This is a genomic window from Dolichospermum sp. FACHB-1250 (genome assembly GCF_014696335.1).
Lineage (GTDB): Bacteria > Cyanobacteriota > Cyanobacteriia > Cyanobacteriales > Nostocaceae > Dolichospermum > Dolichospermum planctonicum.
The window spans coordinates 1-15,579 of record NZ_JACJPZ010000076.1; the positions used below are offsets into that span (position 1 = coordinate 1).

The 15,579-nt window shown below is 37.6% G+C and carries 11 protein-coding genes, 1 rRNA gene and 1 pseudogene; 6 read left to right on the forward strand and 7 right to left on the reverse strand.

Annotation, left to right across the window (positions count from 1 at the left end):
- The 3 genes from H6F39_RS18920 to H6F39_RS18930 form a co-directional block, all read left to right on the forward strand.
- A partial coding sequence (locus H6F39_RS18920; protein ID WP_190397219.1) for an N-6 DNA methylase occupies window positions 1-1,293 on the forward strand: 1,293 nt, incomplete at its 5' end.
- Window positions 1,294-1,521: 228 nt separating this feature from the next.
- On the forward strand, window positions 1,522-2,076 hold the full coding sequence (locus tag H6F39_RS18925) for a Uma2 family endonuclease (RefSeq protein WP_190397220.1): 555 nt from the start codon (window positions 1,522-1,524) through the stop codon (window positions 2,074-2,076).
- Window positions 2,077-2,245: 169 nt separating this feature from the next.
- Window positions 2,246-3,466 carry an FIST N-terminal domain-containing protein gene (locus tag H6F39_RS18930; RefSeq protein WP_190397221.1) on the forward strand — a complete coding sequence of 407 codons (1,221 nt, stop codon included), beginning with the start codon at window positions 2,246-2,248 and terminating at the stop codon, window positions 3,464-3,466.
- Between the two features lie 149 nt (window positions 3,467-3,615).
- Here H6F39_RS18930 and H6F39_RS18935 read toward each other — a convergent pair whose 3' ends face one another.
- On the reverse strand, window positions 3,616-4,719 hold the full coding sequence (locus tag H6F39_RS18935) for a metallophosphoesterase (RefSeq protein WP_190397222.1): 1,104 nt from the start codon (window positions 4,717-4,719) through the stop codon (window positions 3,616-3,618).
- A 148-nt stretch (window positions 4,720-4,867) separates the two neighbouring features.
- Here H6F39_RS18935 and trmB point away from each other — a divergent pair, with 148 nt between their 5' ends.
- Complete coding sequence (gene trmB / locus H6F39_RS18940; protein WP_190397223.1) at window positions 4,868-5,515, forward strand: tRNA (guanosine(46)-N7)-methyltransferase TrmB; 648 nt, start codon at window positions 4,868-4,870, stop codon at window positions 5,513-5,515.
- A 198-nt stretch (window positions 5,516-5,713) separates the two neighbouring features.
- Here trmB and H6F39_RS18945 read toward each other — a convergent pair.
- The 4 genes and pseudogenes from H6F39_RS18945 to H6F39_RS18960 form a co-directional block, all read right to left on the reverse strand.
- Window positions 5,714-6,299, reverse strand: a pseudogene (locus H6F39_RS18945) (Uma2 family endonuclease).
- A 143-nt stretch (window positions 6,300-6,442) separates the two neighbouring features.
- The gene (psb27, locus tag H6F39_RS18950; protein WP_028082886.1) at window positions 6,443-6,841 is read right to left on the reverse strand and encodes a photosystem II protein Psb27; all 399 of its coding nucleotides are present in this window, start codon (window positions 6,839-6,841) and stop codon (window positions 6,443-6,445) included.
- Between the two features lie 98 nt (window positions 6,842-6,939).
- A complete protein-coding gene (cofH, locus tag H6F39_RS18955; RefSeq protein WP_190397224.1) occupies window positions 6,940-8,085 on the reverse strand; it encodes a 7,8-didemethyl-8-hydroxy-5-deazariboflavin synthase subunit CofH in 1,146 nt (381 codons plus the stop codon).
- Window positions 8,086-8,177: 92 nt separating this feature from the next.
- The gene (locus H6F39_RS18960; protein WP_190397225.1) at window positions 8,178-8,777 is read right to left on the reverse strand and encodes a hypothetical protein; all 600 of its coding nucleotides are present in this window, start codon (window positions 8,775-8,777) and stop codon (window positions 8,178-8,180) included.
- A 201-nt stretch (window positions 8,778-8,978) separates the two neighbouring features.
- Between H6F39_RS18960 and H6F39_RS18965 the strand changes: the two genes are divergently transcribed.
- Window positions 8,979-10,220 carry a glycosyltransferase gene (locus tag H6F39_RS18965; RefSeq protein WP_190397226.1) on the forward strand — a complete coding sequence of 414 codons (1,242 nt, stop codon included), beginning with the start codon at window positions 8,979-8,981 and terminating at the stop codon, window positions 10,218-10,220.
- 174 nt (window positions 10,221-10,394) lie between these two features.
- On the opposite strand, the gene H6F39_RS18970 is transcribed toward H6F39_RS18965, so the two are convergent.
- Window positions 10,395-13,001, reverse strand: coding sequence for a cation-translocating P-type ATPase (locus H6F39_RS18970; protein ID WP_190397227.1), 2,607 nt, complete (start codon window positions 12,999-13,001; stop codon window positions 10,395-10,397).
- A gap of 343 nt (window positions 13,002-13,344) precedes the next feature.
- Here H6F39_RS18970 and H6F39_RS18975 point away from each other — a divergent pair, with 343 nt between their 5' ends.
- The gene (locus H6F39_RS18975) at window positions 13,345-14,997 is read left to right on the forward strand and encodes a glycosyltransferase family 39 protein (protein WP_190371903.1); all 1,653 of its coding nucleotides are present in this window, start codon (window positions 13,345-13,347) and stop codon (window positions 14,995-14,997) included.
- Window positions 14,998-15,299: 302 nt separating this feature from the next.
- Here H6F39_RS18975 and rrf read toward each other — a convergent pair.
- Window positions 15,300-15,417 (reverse strand): 5S ribosomal RNA (gene rrf / locus H6F39_RS18980).
- Between the last annotated feature and the right edge of the window lie 162 nt (window positions 15,418-15,579).

Sequence of the window (15,579 nt, forward strand, 5' to 3'; positions counted from 1 at the left end):
AAAGCTTTAACTAAGCAAACGGAAATTTATTTACAAACTGTTGGTTGGAAACAAAATATTCGGGAATTGAAACATTTAAAAGATCATCCTGATCTGTTTCTTAATTTCTTTGATTGGAGGTTAGATTTTCCTGAAGTTATGAATCAGCAGGTTGTGGAAAATGTGGGTTTTGATATTGTTATTGGTAATCCTCCTTATGGTGCAAAATTAAGTACATTAGATATTAAGTTTTTTCAAGAAAAATATCAAATAAAAACTTCTGAAACTGCAATACTTTTCATTGAAAGAGGTATTTTATTGACTAAAGAAAAGAGCATAAAAACATATATTCTTCCCAAATCATTCACTTTTGCATCAAATTATGCAGACATAAGAGATTTTGTTGAGAAAGAAATTTCTTTGATTGCAGACTGTGGAAAAGCATTTGAAAATGTAAAACTTGAAGTTTGCATTATTTCTATACATAAAGGTAAAATACTAAATAACTATCAATCAATCTTATTTAAAGCTGATAAATCTTTTAATTTTATGGGTAATATCCACAAAAACTTAAAGACAAAATTTGGGCTTTTCCCCAATGGAATTAATAATAGTGAACTCATTATTGGTAATAAGATTTTTGAAAAAAGTAATTTTCTCAATGATATTGCTGATAATAGTAGAGGGGAAATTGGATTACAAAAACATTTAGTTACAGAAGGTAAATATGCAGTTATAGGAGGTAAGGAAATTAATAAATATGGAATTAGAAATATTAAAGGATATATCAATGATGCCATTTTAATTAGTGAAAAAGCAAAAATTAATAGAAATTCTGTGCTTGTACAGAATATTGTAGCCCATATTAATAAACCTTATGAACATATTCAAATTATTAGCTGTATTTCTGAACAAACTGACCTAATTTTAGTAGATACTATTAATCAAGTTACCATAAAAAAAGATGAGATATCATCTAAATATATTTGGTGCTTATTAAATTCAAAACTTGTAAATTGGTATGTCTATCTTTTTATACTTGGAAAAGCAATTAAAACAATACATTTTGATAGTCCTGTAACGTCGCGTATTCCTATTATGTTAACCTGTGAAAATGTCCAAAATATATTTATTAAAAAAGCAGAAGAAATTATAACCCTCAAATCTCAAGGTAAAGATACCACTGCATTAGAACAACAAATAGACAATATGGTTTATAAACTTTATGAACTAACTTATCAAGAAGTGAAAATCATAGACCCCGAATTTGCACTAACAGAACAAGAATATGCAGAGATAAAAATAGATAAGTAAGGTGCTTTGCTACTGCATACAGCACGTTCAGATTGAGTGAGGTATACTTTATGCGGGCAAGATGCCCGCACCACAAGAGTTTTATCATTAATATCTGTGCTTCATAATGCCGGGAACTGCTGTAAATTATATCAATAAATAGATTTATAATATCTGACGCATCCTACATAGTTTGACGAAATGCTATAATATCGAATCATCACAAATATCACTGGAGATGAAAATTATATGACTCTGACAATTGACAACGTAGAAAAAATAGAACAAATATTAAAAGATGATGATAACGACTATCAAATAGAACTACAAGAAGGGAATATTTTAATTATGGGTCCATCGGATATAGAATCTAGTGAAATTGGTGCTGAGTTCATATATTTGCTAAAATTATGGACTAATCCTCGTAAATTAGGGAGAATATTTGACTCCAGTGGTGGGTTTATTATGCCAAATACTGATTTACGCGCTCCTGATGTTTCCTTTGTTTCTGCTCAAAGATTAAAACGGACTGTGAGAGATTTTGGGAATTTAGTTCCTGATTTAGTGGTAGAAATTAAATCAAAAACTGATAGAGTTTCTAAATTAGAAGATAAACTCAAGTTGTTTTTAGAATTAGGTGCTAAGGTAGCAATTCTTATTAATCCTGATGAATTAACTGTTACTGTTTATCGTCCTGATGGGAAAATGACATTATTAACAGAAGATGATAAATTAACTGTAAGTGAATTATTTCCTGGTTGGGAAATTGCTATTTCTGAATTATGGCCTCCTGTATTTGAATAAGTTCTGAATAAGTGTTTATATAGCGAATCCCTGTTTAATGAAGTACACACCAATTTATTCCCTGTTCAGAGTTCCCTGCTCAGAGTTCCCTATTCCCTAATCACCAACAAAGTGACAAACTTAGTTAAAATATTCAACTAACCTCAAAACAGAAACACACCGAAAACTCATGGTAGATCAAATGCAGTGGACAAATGCTTTATCAACCCGTTCTTCTTTAGAAGCGGCTATTAACGATGTCGTAGAACAAGCTGTGGCATCTTTAACAGCACCAGCGGATTTAGGGCTGGTATTCATTTCTTCTGCTTTTATGAGTGAGTATACAAGGCTTTTACCTTTATTGGCAGAAAAACTTTCTGTACCCGTATTAATTGGTTGTAGTGCAGGGGGTGTAATTGGCAGGAAACAGACTGGAAAAACGGAAGAAATAGAAGCAGAACCTGCCCTAAGTCTGACTTTAGCCCATCTTCCGGGTGTAAAAATCCGACCTTTTCATATTTTAGCTGAAGAATTGCCAGATTCTGATAGTTCCCCCAATGCTTGGATTGATTTAGTGGGTGTACCACCGTCACCAGTACCCCAATTTATTCTCTTGTCCAGTCCTTTTGGTTCAGCAACTAATGATCTATTGCAGGGGTTAGATTTTGCTTATCCAGGTTCGGTGGTGGTAGGAGGACAGGCCAGCAGTGGCTTTATGAATGGTCCTGTGGGTTTATTTTGTAATGATAAGTTATGTCGAGAAGGTACGATAGGTATAGCTTTAACTGGCAATATCGTCTTAGATACTATTGTTTCCCAAGGTTGTCGTCCCATTGGTCAACCATTACAGGTCACTAAAGCGGAACGGAATATTATTTTAGAGTTGGATGAAAAAGTGCCTTTGATGGTATTGCGAAATTTAATTAGTAGTTTGAGTGAAGAAGATCGAACTTTAGCCCAACATTCTTTATTTGTCGGTTTAGCAATGGATGAATTTAGAATGAATTTACATTCGGGGGATTTTTTAATTCGGAATATTTTGGGGGTAGACCCTAAAGCTGGGGCGATCGCTATTAGCGATCGCATTCGTGCCGGTCAAAGGTTACAATTTCACTTGCGGGAAGCGGAGGCTTCGTCCCAAGATTTAGAAAATCTACTCCAAGAATATCAAAATGAAAATGAAAATACTAGTCAACCGTCTCCCGTCGGGGCTTTAATGTTTACCTGTTTAGGACGAGGAACAGGACTTTATGGCCAACCTAATTTTGATTCCCAACTTTTTAGCCGTTATCTCCATGATATACCCATGGGTGGCTGTTTCTGCGGTGGTGAAATCGGTCCTGTCAGTGGTAGAACTTTCCTGCATGGTTATACTTCCGTATTTGCCATTTGTCGTTCTCTTGAAGAATAGGTGACAGGTGACAAGGTGACAGGTGACAGTAAAGAGGTGACAGTAAAGAGGTGACAGTAAAGAGGTGCTACGCCACGGTGACAGTAAAGAGGTGCTACGCCACGGGGACAGGTGACAGTAAAGAGGGGACAGGTGACAGTAAAGAGGTATTAATGACCAATTAAAAGCGTACTGTGATTATCAATGAAAGCTGTGTTCCCACCATTAACCGCGCTATATTCTTCGATGTAACGACGGACATGAATGGGGAAGTGTGGATATTCTAGCATAGCATCACCATCGGCAATGGTCGCCCAAAAATCCCGTAAACCGGGTGCTAGTGTTTGTGCCTGGTCTAATGGTAAACTCAGGGGAGGTAAAGTTAATAATTTGAGTACAAACGGATAGGAGCGATCGCCCATCCATTTTCGTGATAGTGTTTGTAAATTGGGAAAATCTGGTACTGATTCTACACGATGAGAAACAATTTGTAAAGATTCCCTACCTAATTCGTCACGGTTAAATTCCAATACCCGATAGGGATGAGGATAGCTGACTAAAGAACCAGTTGTAATATCATATATCCCTTGGGAACAGGCGATATCTTGAACGTGCAAATGTCCTGTAAATACTAACTTAATTCCATAGTCTTGTAATAATTGCCTCAGTTCTGCTGCATTCTCTAGCATATAACGATTCGCCATGGGATGACAAGACTGATTTGGTAAATGTTCAACCACATTATGATGAATCATTACCAAAACTAAATCATCCCCAATTGCTGCTAATTCCTTTTTTAACCATTGAAGTTGTTGATTATCTAACCTGCCTATTTGCTGACCTTGATCATTAAATGAGTTAGAATTAAGACCGATTAATCTCACTCCTGGGAATATCTGACGATTATAATAATGTTGTTGAGGATTTTCATAACCAAATTGTTGATAATAATAGGGAAAATCTGCAAAACCAATGGATTGTTCATTAGCCATCAAAACAGGTATATCATGATTACCAGGAATCACGTAAGATGGAAAAGGTAATTGAGATAATCTATTTTGTAACCATTTGTGATTTACTGATTCACCATGTTGGGTTAGGTCTCCAGGGATCAACAAAAAATCTAAATCTAATTGGGTTAAATGTGCTAAGACACTATCAAAAGCCGGAACACTTACCTCTACCAAATGAAAACGACTGGGGTGATCCCAAATAGTTTCAGGAAGCGCAATGTGTAAATCGCTAACTATAGCAAACCGAAAATTGAGTTTCATTGGGTTAAGAAAATGTTAAAAATCTAGTTGGAAAAAATTATTATTCTCAAAGTATAACCTTGACTGTGTATACTAGTGTGGGAATATTTAGACTTAATAATATTTGTATACATTTGTTAAAGATTTTTATTTTTGAGGAGAGTAAATTTTGTCACCTGTTCGAGTTCGTCAGCACGTTAACCCCCTTGCGAGTAAATTTCAAACCCCAACCGCTTCTCCAGACTGGGAAAGTATTTATACACAACCAAACCTACCACTACATTTAGATATTGGTTGTGCTAGGGGTAGATTTGTGTTGAAAATGGCGCAAATAGAAGCAAATTGGAATTTTTTAGGCTTAGAAATTCGAGAACCGTTGGTAGTAGAAGCCAATAGAATCTGTGAGGAAATGGGGTTAAAAAATTTACATTATATGTTTGCGAATGTGAATAACTCCCTAGTTTCCTTGTTATCCAATTTACCTCCAGGAAGATTACAAAAAGTGACAATTCAATTTCCTGATCCTTGGTTTAAAAATCGTCACGCGAAACGTCGGGTAGTCCAACGGGAATTGGTAACAGAATTAGCCAATTATTTAGCTGTGGGTGGTGTTGTTTTTCTCCAATCTGATATACAATTTGTAGCAGAGGAAATGTGCGATCGCTTTTATGAACATCCTGCATTTGAAAAGCTAGGAACAACAACATGGTTAGCAGAAAATCCCTTTCCAGTTCCCACGGAACGGGAAATAGCCACCTTCAATAAGGGTGAACCAGTATATAGGGCTTTATTTAGAAAAAAGATTACTAATGATTAATATCTGTACTTCGCGTTTCTTAATGATGTCAAACACATCATAGCCTCCTCCTCGCTTGCGGGGAGGGGGTTGGGGGTGGGGTTTGAAACTTACAGCAAGTAGCTTTGAGTGAGGTACACCTTGTGCGGGCAAGATGCCCGCACCACAAGAGTTTTATTATTAATATCTGTACTTCATAAGATCGGGAACTGCTGTAAATTAACGAATTAAACCAGCACGTTGAAAAATGGTATGAGGAGTTATTTCTAATCCTGGTAATATTTCATGAGTGATAATTTGATGTTCTCGAAAAGTCACAGGAAGAGAGGATTTTGTAAAAACAGTGATAGTTTGAGATATTGTATCTACTATCCACACTAATAAAATCCCCCCTTGGAGATAATAAGTGGCTTTTTCAATCATATCTCCAAAAGTCTGACCAGGAGAAATAATTTCCATCACTAATTCTGGTATAACAGGACAAGCTTCATCTTCAAGCCAGTCAGCAGCAAGACGGTGGTAGGAAACATAAGTTAAATCAGGGACGGGTATCCAAATTTCTTGATTTTTAGTTAATTTGATAGCCCATTCCACAACAACACGACCTTTTGCTTGCGCCCATGTAAGATAATAATATAAATATTATAAATAATGCTCCTGTGGTTGAGCCATGAAAAAATTTAGGAGACATTTGCTGATTTTTATATTTAGGTATAGCTTCACCGTCAACAAACTCATAAGTAGTATCATTTTCAGGAAGTGCGAGAAATTCTTCAACGGTCAGTTTAATTTTTAGTTGAGTCATTATGGGACTCCTATTTGATTTTTGAAAGTTAAGAATTTCATATTCCCGACTTATTTAAGAAGTCGGGGATATTGTTGTTAACAAATTATTGAGGATTCCTATATTTAATTTTAGTTATCAAAAAACAATCCTCGCAGTTTAAATTAAGCGCCACGTTTTAATGATGCTTCTACTTTTTTAAATTCTGCATCTAGGCGTTTTTTGAGTTTTTCAGGAACGGGACGGTTAGGATAAGAACTATAATGTCCCGCAAGGGAGTTGAGGGCTGTTCTCATGGTTGTAAAAGAGCTAAGACTCGCAACAGCGCTATTTCTCTGGTAACGGGCTGAAAAATCGTTAATTTTTTGACGGGCTTCTGTTTGTAGGGCGGCCTGTTCAGGAGAACCTTGTGGTAATTCTATAGCTTGTCTCAAGGTATTGACTACAGCTAAGGTATCTTGACGATAATCCCCAGTTAAACTATCAAGACTACCACTACAACCAATTAAGCCGATAACTAAAACTAACACTAAAGAAAGCAGACGCGACCAATAGCTTTTCATAAGCATTAAGTAAAAAAACTAAATCAACGTCTATCCTATCTTGAATCGGTATAGTTACTAAAAATTATTAGTTCTCCCCATTAGTTCTCCCCAATTGTCTATTTTCCATTTTCCATGACTCGATATAAAGTATCTCGTTGTTGGTAAGGTCTGTTTATAGATGCTATGGCGTTCTGTAAAGTTTCTACTTCCATACAAGTACCACCTATAGCCCCAGCCATGGTGGTAATATGTTCTTCCATTAAAGTCCCACCAAGATCATTACAACCCCAATTTAAGGCCGTTGTAGCCCCAGCCAGTCCTAATTTTACCCAACTTGGTTGATGATTGGGTATATAATTTCCCAGGTAAATTCTGGCGACAGCGGTTAACAGCAGGGAATCAGTTAACACTGGTTGATCCCTTCCTACCCGTCTGCGTAAGGATTTGGGCGCTTCTTGTCCCACAAATGGTAAAACAATAAATTCAGTAATTCTAGCAGGATATCCTGTTTTTATTGCCTTTTGTTGGAGCGATCGCAGTTTTTGTAAATGTCCAATTTGTTGTTCTGGAGTTTCAATATGTCCAGATAATATGGTACTGGTAGTAGGTACACCTAATTGATGGGCTGTACTGACAATTTCTAACCAAGTCTCTGTATTAATTTTTTCTGGACATAATACCCGTCTCACATCATCATCTAACACTTCTGCGGCTGTTCCGGGCAGAGAACCGACACCAGCATCTCGCAAAGCTATAATGACATCAGTATAGGAAATTCCGTCTAATCTGGAGATAAATTGGATTTCCTGGGGTGAAAAAGCGTGTAAATGTAAGTGAGGAAATTCGCTTTTGATGGTTTCTACCAGTTTCAGATAGTAGGGTAAAGACTTGCCATTTATCCGCGCTTCTGGGTGTAGTCCTCCTTGCATACAGATTTCAGTTGCTCCTCGACGCACTGCATCTGTAGTTTTTGACAAAATCTGCTCCCAGTTTAACCAGTAAGCATCTGGATCACCATCATCCCGACGGAATGCACAAAAACTACAATGTTGTTCACAAATGTTAGTAAAATTAATATTTCGGTTAATAACGTAAGTAACCGTATTTCCGACTTGTTTTTGTCGTAATTGGTCTGCTGTAGCTTGAACTTGTGTAATTGCTTCTAGACTGGTCTGTTTTAATAGAAATACCGCATCATTCGGGGTTATATCTTTATCTGTTAAAGCAGACTCAAGAATAGAATCAACAGTTATATTAGTCATTGGTGATCAATTAAATATAAACGACTTATTTAAGTTTTATAATAAATTGAAAGGAGAACCAATATCAATAGATAATATTGATGAAGTGAAATTTAACCCAAAACTCCTTGACACAAAATACCTAAGATCTTGTTTAACTCCTGAATATAATAATTATTCAAATCAATAAATATATCAGTCCCTTGCAACTTTAAGAATTTCCAAATATCTCCTGTTGTCACCGCCCCATAAATAGTTTTAATTTCATTACCTTCCTGTTCATTAAACAACTGTGCTGCTAACATTGCTGCTGCACATTGACCCAAACCACCTTTAATATTTTCATTTTTAGCTTCTACAATAATTAGTACAGGAGCATTAATTGTTAACTGTTCCTTAGAACGACTGATAACAAAATCACAATAACCATTTAAACCTCTCTCAATATCAACATTAAAATCTGTACCAGAAAATAAACTAATTTGATAATTAGCTTTACGCCTTACTTCTAATAAAATTGGCGTAATAATCATTTCTGAGCGTGCTTTTTCCGTATTTATTGCTAACGCGAGTTCTGTAGTTTCTTCTAAAGTGTTAGTCAACTTTTCGCTGATTTCTATAGGTTCTACGGTAGCAAATAAATCAATTTCTTCTTTAATTGTAATATGAAAATTATTCCTAAACTTAGTTAAGCTAAAATCACTATAAGCCATTGCTCTTACCTAATTATTTTCAACAGGTTATCTAAAATTTAAAACTTCTTTAATTATAGCAGTATACTTTTCACCGAATAGGTGCATCTTTACCCTTAATCTCAATATCCCTTTGTTTTGATCATATTAAGTGTATGATACTCTATGGAAAATTAAGCTTTATACAGACAATTTAGCAATTTAAAATTTACCACGTAGCTTATGAATACAAACTCATCAAATTCCCTATTATCAGTTCCCTGCGGTGCATTGAGAATTTCTGAACTGACACCAGACCCTAAGAACGAAAACAATATCATGCTGCTATCTGTAGTAATTCCTACCTATAAAGAGCGTGATAACATTGAAAATGTAGTTAATATCTTGAGTGGGTTATTAGATCAGACTATTCCTGGTAATTATGAACTAATTGTAGTGGATGATGATAGCCCAGATCGAACATGGGAAGTAGCGGAAAATCTCATCCCAGATTATCCCCAATTGCGGGTCATGCGTCGTCAAGAAGAACGGGGACTATCTTCGGCGGTAATTCGTGGCTGGCAAGCGGCCAGAGGGAGTATATTAGGTGTAATTGATGGAGATTTGCAACATCCTCCAGAAGTGCTGACACAATTATGGCAGAAAATTGAACAGGGAGCAGATTTAGCAGTAGCTAGTCGTCATGTCGAGGGTGGTGGTGTGAGTAGCTGGAGTGTAATTAGACGCTTTTTATCCCGTGGGGCGCAGGTATTGGGACTAGTAATTTTACCAGAAGTTGTGGGTAGAGTATCTGACCCAATGAGTGGTTATTTTATGGTAAGACGAAAGGCGATCGCTAATACTACACTTAATCCCATAGGATATAAAATTCTTTTAGAAGTCATTGGCCGGGGACAAATTGGGGAAATTGGTGAAGTTGGTTACATCTTCCGGGAACGCACAGAAGGAGAAAGCAAAGTCACGTGGAAACAATATGTAGACTATATTCAACATTTAATCAGATTACGGTTATCTACGGGGAAAATAGGAAAAATTAGTCAAAAAGTCAACTTTCCTGTTGGGCGATTTCTTCGTTTTGGTGCAGTAGGATTGAGTGGCGTATTTGTGGATATGTTAATACTTTATTTACTAAGTGACCCCACAACCCTAGCCTTACCATTAACACGCAGCAAAATTTTAGCAGGTGAAATTGCTATTTTCAATAATTTTCTGTGGAATGATGCTTGGACATTCGCTGATGTTTCTATACAGCAGAAGGGCTGGAAACCCCGGATCAAACGCTTTATTAAGTTCAACGTTGTTTGTTTGGCTGGGTTAGTTTTGAATGTGCTGATATTGAATTTAGTGTTTAATTATCTGATTCCTAATCGCTACATTGCTAACTTTATAGCGATCGCAGTGGCCACAATTTGGAATTTCTGGGTTAACCTAAAACTAAGCTGGCGAGTAACAGCAGTCAAGTAAATCCATTAATTCATCTGCGGTTATCTGCGGTTATCTGCGTTTATCTGCGTTCAATAATTCTTTAATTGTTCACATGAACTTTTTGCTTATAAACCGGACATACTCATACCCGTTACCAACAAATTAAACAACCCCAAGCCATTTAAAATTGGATAAGCGGATGATTATTAATGATTATGAATATCTGCGTCGCCAAACTTTGAGTCCCTCAAACCACAAAATACTAAACACCCCGGAAATAAGACTAACTAGTAAATCATCAAAATGCAGTAAAGAGAACCGAAATAAATGGCGTAACAAAGGAACATAAAGCACCAGTCCCATAAACACCACACCACCACCCAATACCCACCAAAGTGCTGCATTAGGAGTGTGTAACATTTCGGGAATAGTCCGCGACCAAGAACGATTAGTTAATATCATACTCAAGTTAGAGACAATGAGAGTGGTAAAAGCTAGAGTGCGGGCATCAAATTCTCCATGTCCAAAATAAAAAGCCACAGCAAATACAACCAGCAGCACCACCAACACACTTACCCCTTGCAGGAGTGCCAATTTCAAAGTCCGACGGCTAAATAAGGACTCTCTAGGATTACGTGGTGGACGGTGCATGATATTGGTTTCTTCTGGCTCGGCCTCAAATACTATAGTACAAGCGGGGTCAATAATTAAATGTAGAAAAGCAATGTGAATAGGCAATAGCACCAGCGGCCAATGAAATATGACCGGAATTAGAGACATCCCTGCAATGGGGATATGAACGGCCAAAGTATAAGCCATACCTTTTTTCAGGTTATCAAATACTCGCCGTCCTAGCCTGACAGATTGGACAATGGCAGAAAAATCATCATCTAGCAATACTAAATCCGCAGATTCACGGGCGACATCTGTTCCCCGTTCACCCATGGCAATGCCAATATCTGCGGCTTTTAAGGCTGGGGCATCATTTACGCCATCTCCGGTCATAGCGACGATTTCACCGCAGCGTTTCAGGGCATTGACAATCAGTAATTTTTGTTCTGGAACGACCCGGGCAAAGATATTCACGGTTTGAATTTGAGAGAGTAACTCAGCTTCTGGCATTTTTTCCAGTTCTGCACCGGTAATCACTTCTGTGGCAGGTTTTAGCCCAATTTGGCGGGCAATATTTTGGGCTGTAGCGGGGTAATCTCCTGTAATCATTACTACTCGTATACCAGCAGTGTAGCATTCGGCAACGGCTGGGGCTACAGTTGGGCGCACGGGGTCGGCCATACCTAGCAGTCCCAAAAAGGCAAATTCAAAGTCGTGTTGGGCTTGGGGAAGAGACTTGAGGGTTTTGTTTTTTTGATGTTGTCCAATGACTTTTGCTACACCTAAAACGCGCAAACCAGCCCTGGCCATTTGATTAATCTGCTGTTGCAGGTCTTGGATTTGTTGGTCATTAAAATGACATAAATCTGCGATCGCTTCGGGAGATCCTTTAGTAGCAACTATTAATTTATCCTCTGGTGATTGCCACACACAGGACATGGCCAATAATTGACCTGTGAGGGGATATTCCCGCAGTATTTCCCAGTCTTGATGTAAATGTTCTGTTCTGGCTAAATAGTCATCACCCACTTGTTTCAGGGCTTTTTCCATGGGGTCGAAGGGGTCTTTGCGACTGGCTAAAATGCCAAATTCAATTAATTCATGGAACGTTTCTGGTAGCGCTTCTTGTTCATGGAGGGCAACATCGTAAAATTGCGGTGTTAAGGTTGTAGATTCATATACAAATAACTGCTGAACTGACATCCGGTTAAAAGTCAGGGTTCCGGTTTTATCTACACAAAGAACAGTCGCAGAACCCAGTGTTTCTACCACAGGGACACGCCGAGTTAAAACCCTAGCTTGGGAAAATCTCCAAGCCCCCAAAGCCAGGAAAATTGCCAATACTACGGGAATTTCATTAGGTAAAATTGCCATAGCCAGTGCCAAACCTGCCAAAACTCCCTGTAGCCAATCGCCCCTAGATGCACCGTAAATAACGATCACAGCCACGCAGATAGCGATCGCTACAAAGGTCAATTTACTCACAATTCTGCGAGTTTCCCGTTGCAGAACCGTGTCTTCCTGTGTTACAGTTTGCAGGGCTTTACCAATTTTCCCCATTTCTGTCTGCATACCCGTAGCATAGACTTGGGCAATTCCTTGACCTTGAACTATCAGGGTTCCCGAATAGACAAAAGGCAAATCTTCACCACCGGGACGGTGCTGTGTGGTGCTTCTGATAGTGTTTTCTAAATCTGTGGTATCCCTGACAGATTGCTTACGAACAGGTAAAGATTCCCCAGTTAATAAGGATTCATCAATGCTCAAATGGGTAGACCATATCACCACAGCATCTGCTGGAACTCTATCACCTTCCGACAAAACAATCACATCTTCACGAACTACTTCCCGTCCCGCAATGCGTTGACGTTTTCCATCACGAATGACTAATGCACGGGGACTAGAAAGATCCCGTAGTGCTTCCAGTGATTTTTCTGTTTTTTGTTCTTGGTATAAGTTAATGCCGACAATAAAAAAGATGAAACCTAACAAAATTAAAGCTTCCTGAGCATCACCCAAAAATAAGTAAATGATACCACAGCCTAATAAAAGCAGAAAAATTGGCTCTTGAAAGATTTCCAGGGCAATTTCCCAGATTTGACGATGTTGGGTAGATGGTAACTCATTATATCCTTCTTGTTTGAGGCGATTACCTGCGGTGAGTGCAGATAATCCCCTAAGAGATTGAACCTCAATTTTATGAGTCATGATAAAAGCTGATGATCATGCTGCGCTATTAAAGACGATACCAATATCAGTATCCGCTACTTCCATAACTACAAAATCATCCCATGTCAGGATTTTTATCGTGACTAGAATGCCATTAGACAGATATTGTAAAAGACATTTGGAGGCCAGAGATGGGAAATTAAATATGCGTTGCCTATAAAGCTTAAACTAGGTTGATATGTGCTTGACGTTAAATCATCACAGCAAAATTACCAAATCATGATCATTTTATAATCCTTCCAACTGAGATTTTTTGTCGGTAGACTGGTATCATAAGTATGCCAAGCCTGCACTCAAGCAAGGATCATATTAACAAAAGATAATGGTTAATTTTGCGAAAATCTCTATCAAACCCACAAATTGGCATTTTTTAGGATTAGTTATCTGGATAGTACCATTACTGATTTTTAATAATGGGGAACACAGTCTCATCGCTCATGATGAAACTACTTATGCTATACGCTCTCGATGGATGCTAGAGTCTGGAGATTGGATCACACCTCAATCTTGGTCAGAACTTGCCTATGAAAAAACACCAGGATTTTATTGGATTTTGGCATCTATTTACAGAGTATTTGATATTAATGAGGTCACATCTCGACTACCTTCCCAAGTTGCTTCTGTTTTAAGCACTTTCCTAGTTTATGAAATAGCAGCAATATTGTTAAATAAACCCATAGCTTGGTTGGCTTCGGCAATTTTATCTATATCTTTTCTGTGGTTACAAGTTAGTAGGTTAGTTGCCCCAGATATTATTACTATTTCTATTGCTCTTTTTGGGATTTACTGTTTACTAAAAGCAGAATTAAATCCTAAATATCGTTCTTATTGGAGTTTTGTGACAGGATTTAGTTGGGCATTAGGGTTTTTAATCCGAGGTCAATTAATATTTGTACCGATAATCAGCCTACTACCTTATTTAATTTGGGAGCATCGCCGTCATAAACATCTTTCCAGTCCAATGTTATATATAGGATTTGCCATCGGTTTAATTCCTACAATAACTTGGTTTTGGTTAAGCTGGCAACATCATGGATCAATTGTTTTTGAACAATTCTTTGCTTTGGTAACTAGGATAGCTACAGAAAAGCGTAATGATCATTCGCCTTTATATTATTTATGGAACATACCTCTTAAAGCGTTTCCTTGGCCGTTATTTAGTATTTTAGGAATATTTTTAGTTAGCAGTCTTCCTGTGGCTCGAAATCGGTTAATATTAGTTATTTGTCCTCTAATTATCTTAACTGAAATTAGCCTAACCTCTACTCGTTTACCTCATTATGCACTTATGCTCTATCCTTGGTTATCAATACTAGCAGGATTTGCATTTGATTGGCTAAGTAAGATTTATAACCAGAATATCAAGACTACGAAATATGCCTTTTTACCTCGCAATTTAAGTTATATATTTGGTGGATTAGGTGGATTAATCTTGATCATTGGCATAATATTTTATATAGGTATTTTGCCAATTAGTGTTAGAGATGGAGCAGAGATTAGAAGCTATGCTCCAATAGCTTTAGTCTTAGGAATAGGTTGGTTAACATTACCAATAATTTGGATTACTCGTCATCATTTTGGTCAGAAATTTCTCACAGCTAATTATTGGTTAGCTAGTTGGTTAGTTCCGACTTGGCTTGCTCTAGCTGTGGCTGGTAGTCAGGGTTTATTAAGTAACTATAGTCCTGATGTTAAATTATTTTTGCAGCAGCCAGAAGTTAAATCTGTACTAGAAAATAATTCTATTAATTTTGTAGTGCAAACAACAGAAACTATGACAACTGGGGGTGATAAAGCTCTATTATTACTAACTTTCTATACACCTCATTGGGGACAGCGATTTAAAAAAATTTCCGAAGTGCCTGAAGGAAATTATAGCTGGGCAAGTCCAGAACCTTCCATAGGGTTATCTGCTATGGAAACTCAGATAGCCACTTTTCGGGATTGGAAATTAATTCAATTAGGTAACAATTAAAATAAAGTCGGGGAGGAGATTTGGTTTCTCAGGAAGTTTGTATATAAGAATAAATTGCTGGTAAGTACCTGGGCACTGTTGCACATTTGGGAAAACAATAGAAATCTCTGTATCTCTTGTCTGTCACCTTTCCTGAATATGAAATTTATTTTGCACGACTACTTATATTCCGAGAATCATTAATTCCCCGATGATGTGTCCCTTGCTATGCTGCTTATTCAGCAACCTTTTTAACTTCTTTGTCGCCCAAAACAAAACCCCCACTAAATAAATAGAGGGGGTGATGTGGTTGTAAAAAATAAACCTGGCATCGAGCTATTTTGACATGGGGCTACCCCCAAACTATCGTCGCCGCAGCAGCGTTTCACCTCTGAGTTCGGGAAGGGATCAGTGTGGTTCCACCGCGCCATAGACACCAGGAAAGCCTATTGGGTCCTTCTATCAACAGATACCCTGAAGACTGCATTTAAGAACGAGAAATCACAATAAGAATTAAGAATATAGAGGTCAAGCCCTCGGTCTGTTAGTACTCCTTTGCTACATACATTACTGTACTTCCACATAGAGCCTATTAACGGGTGT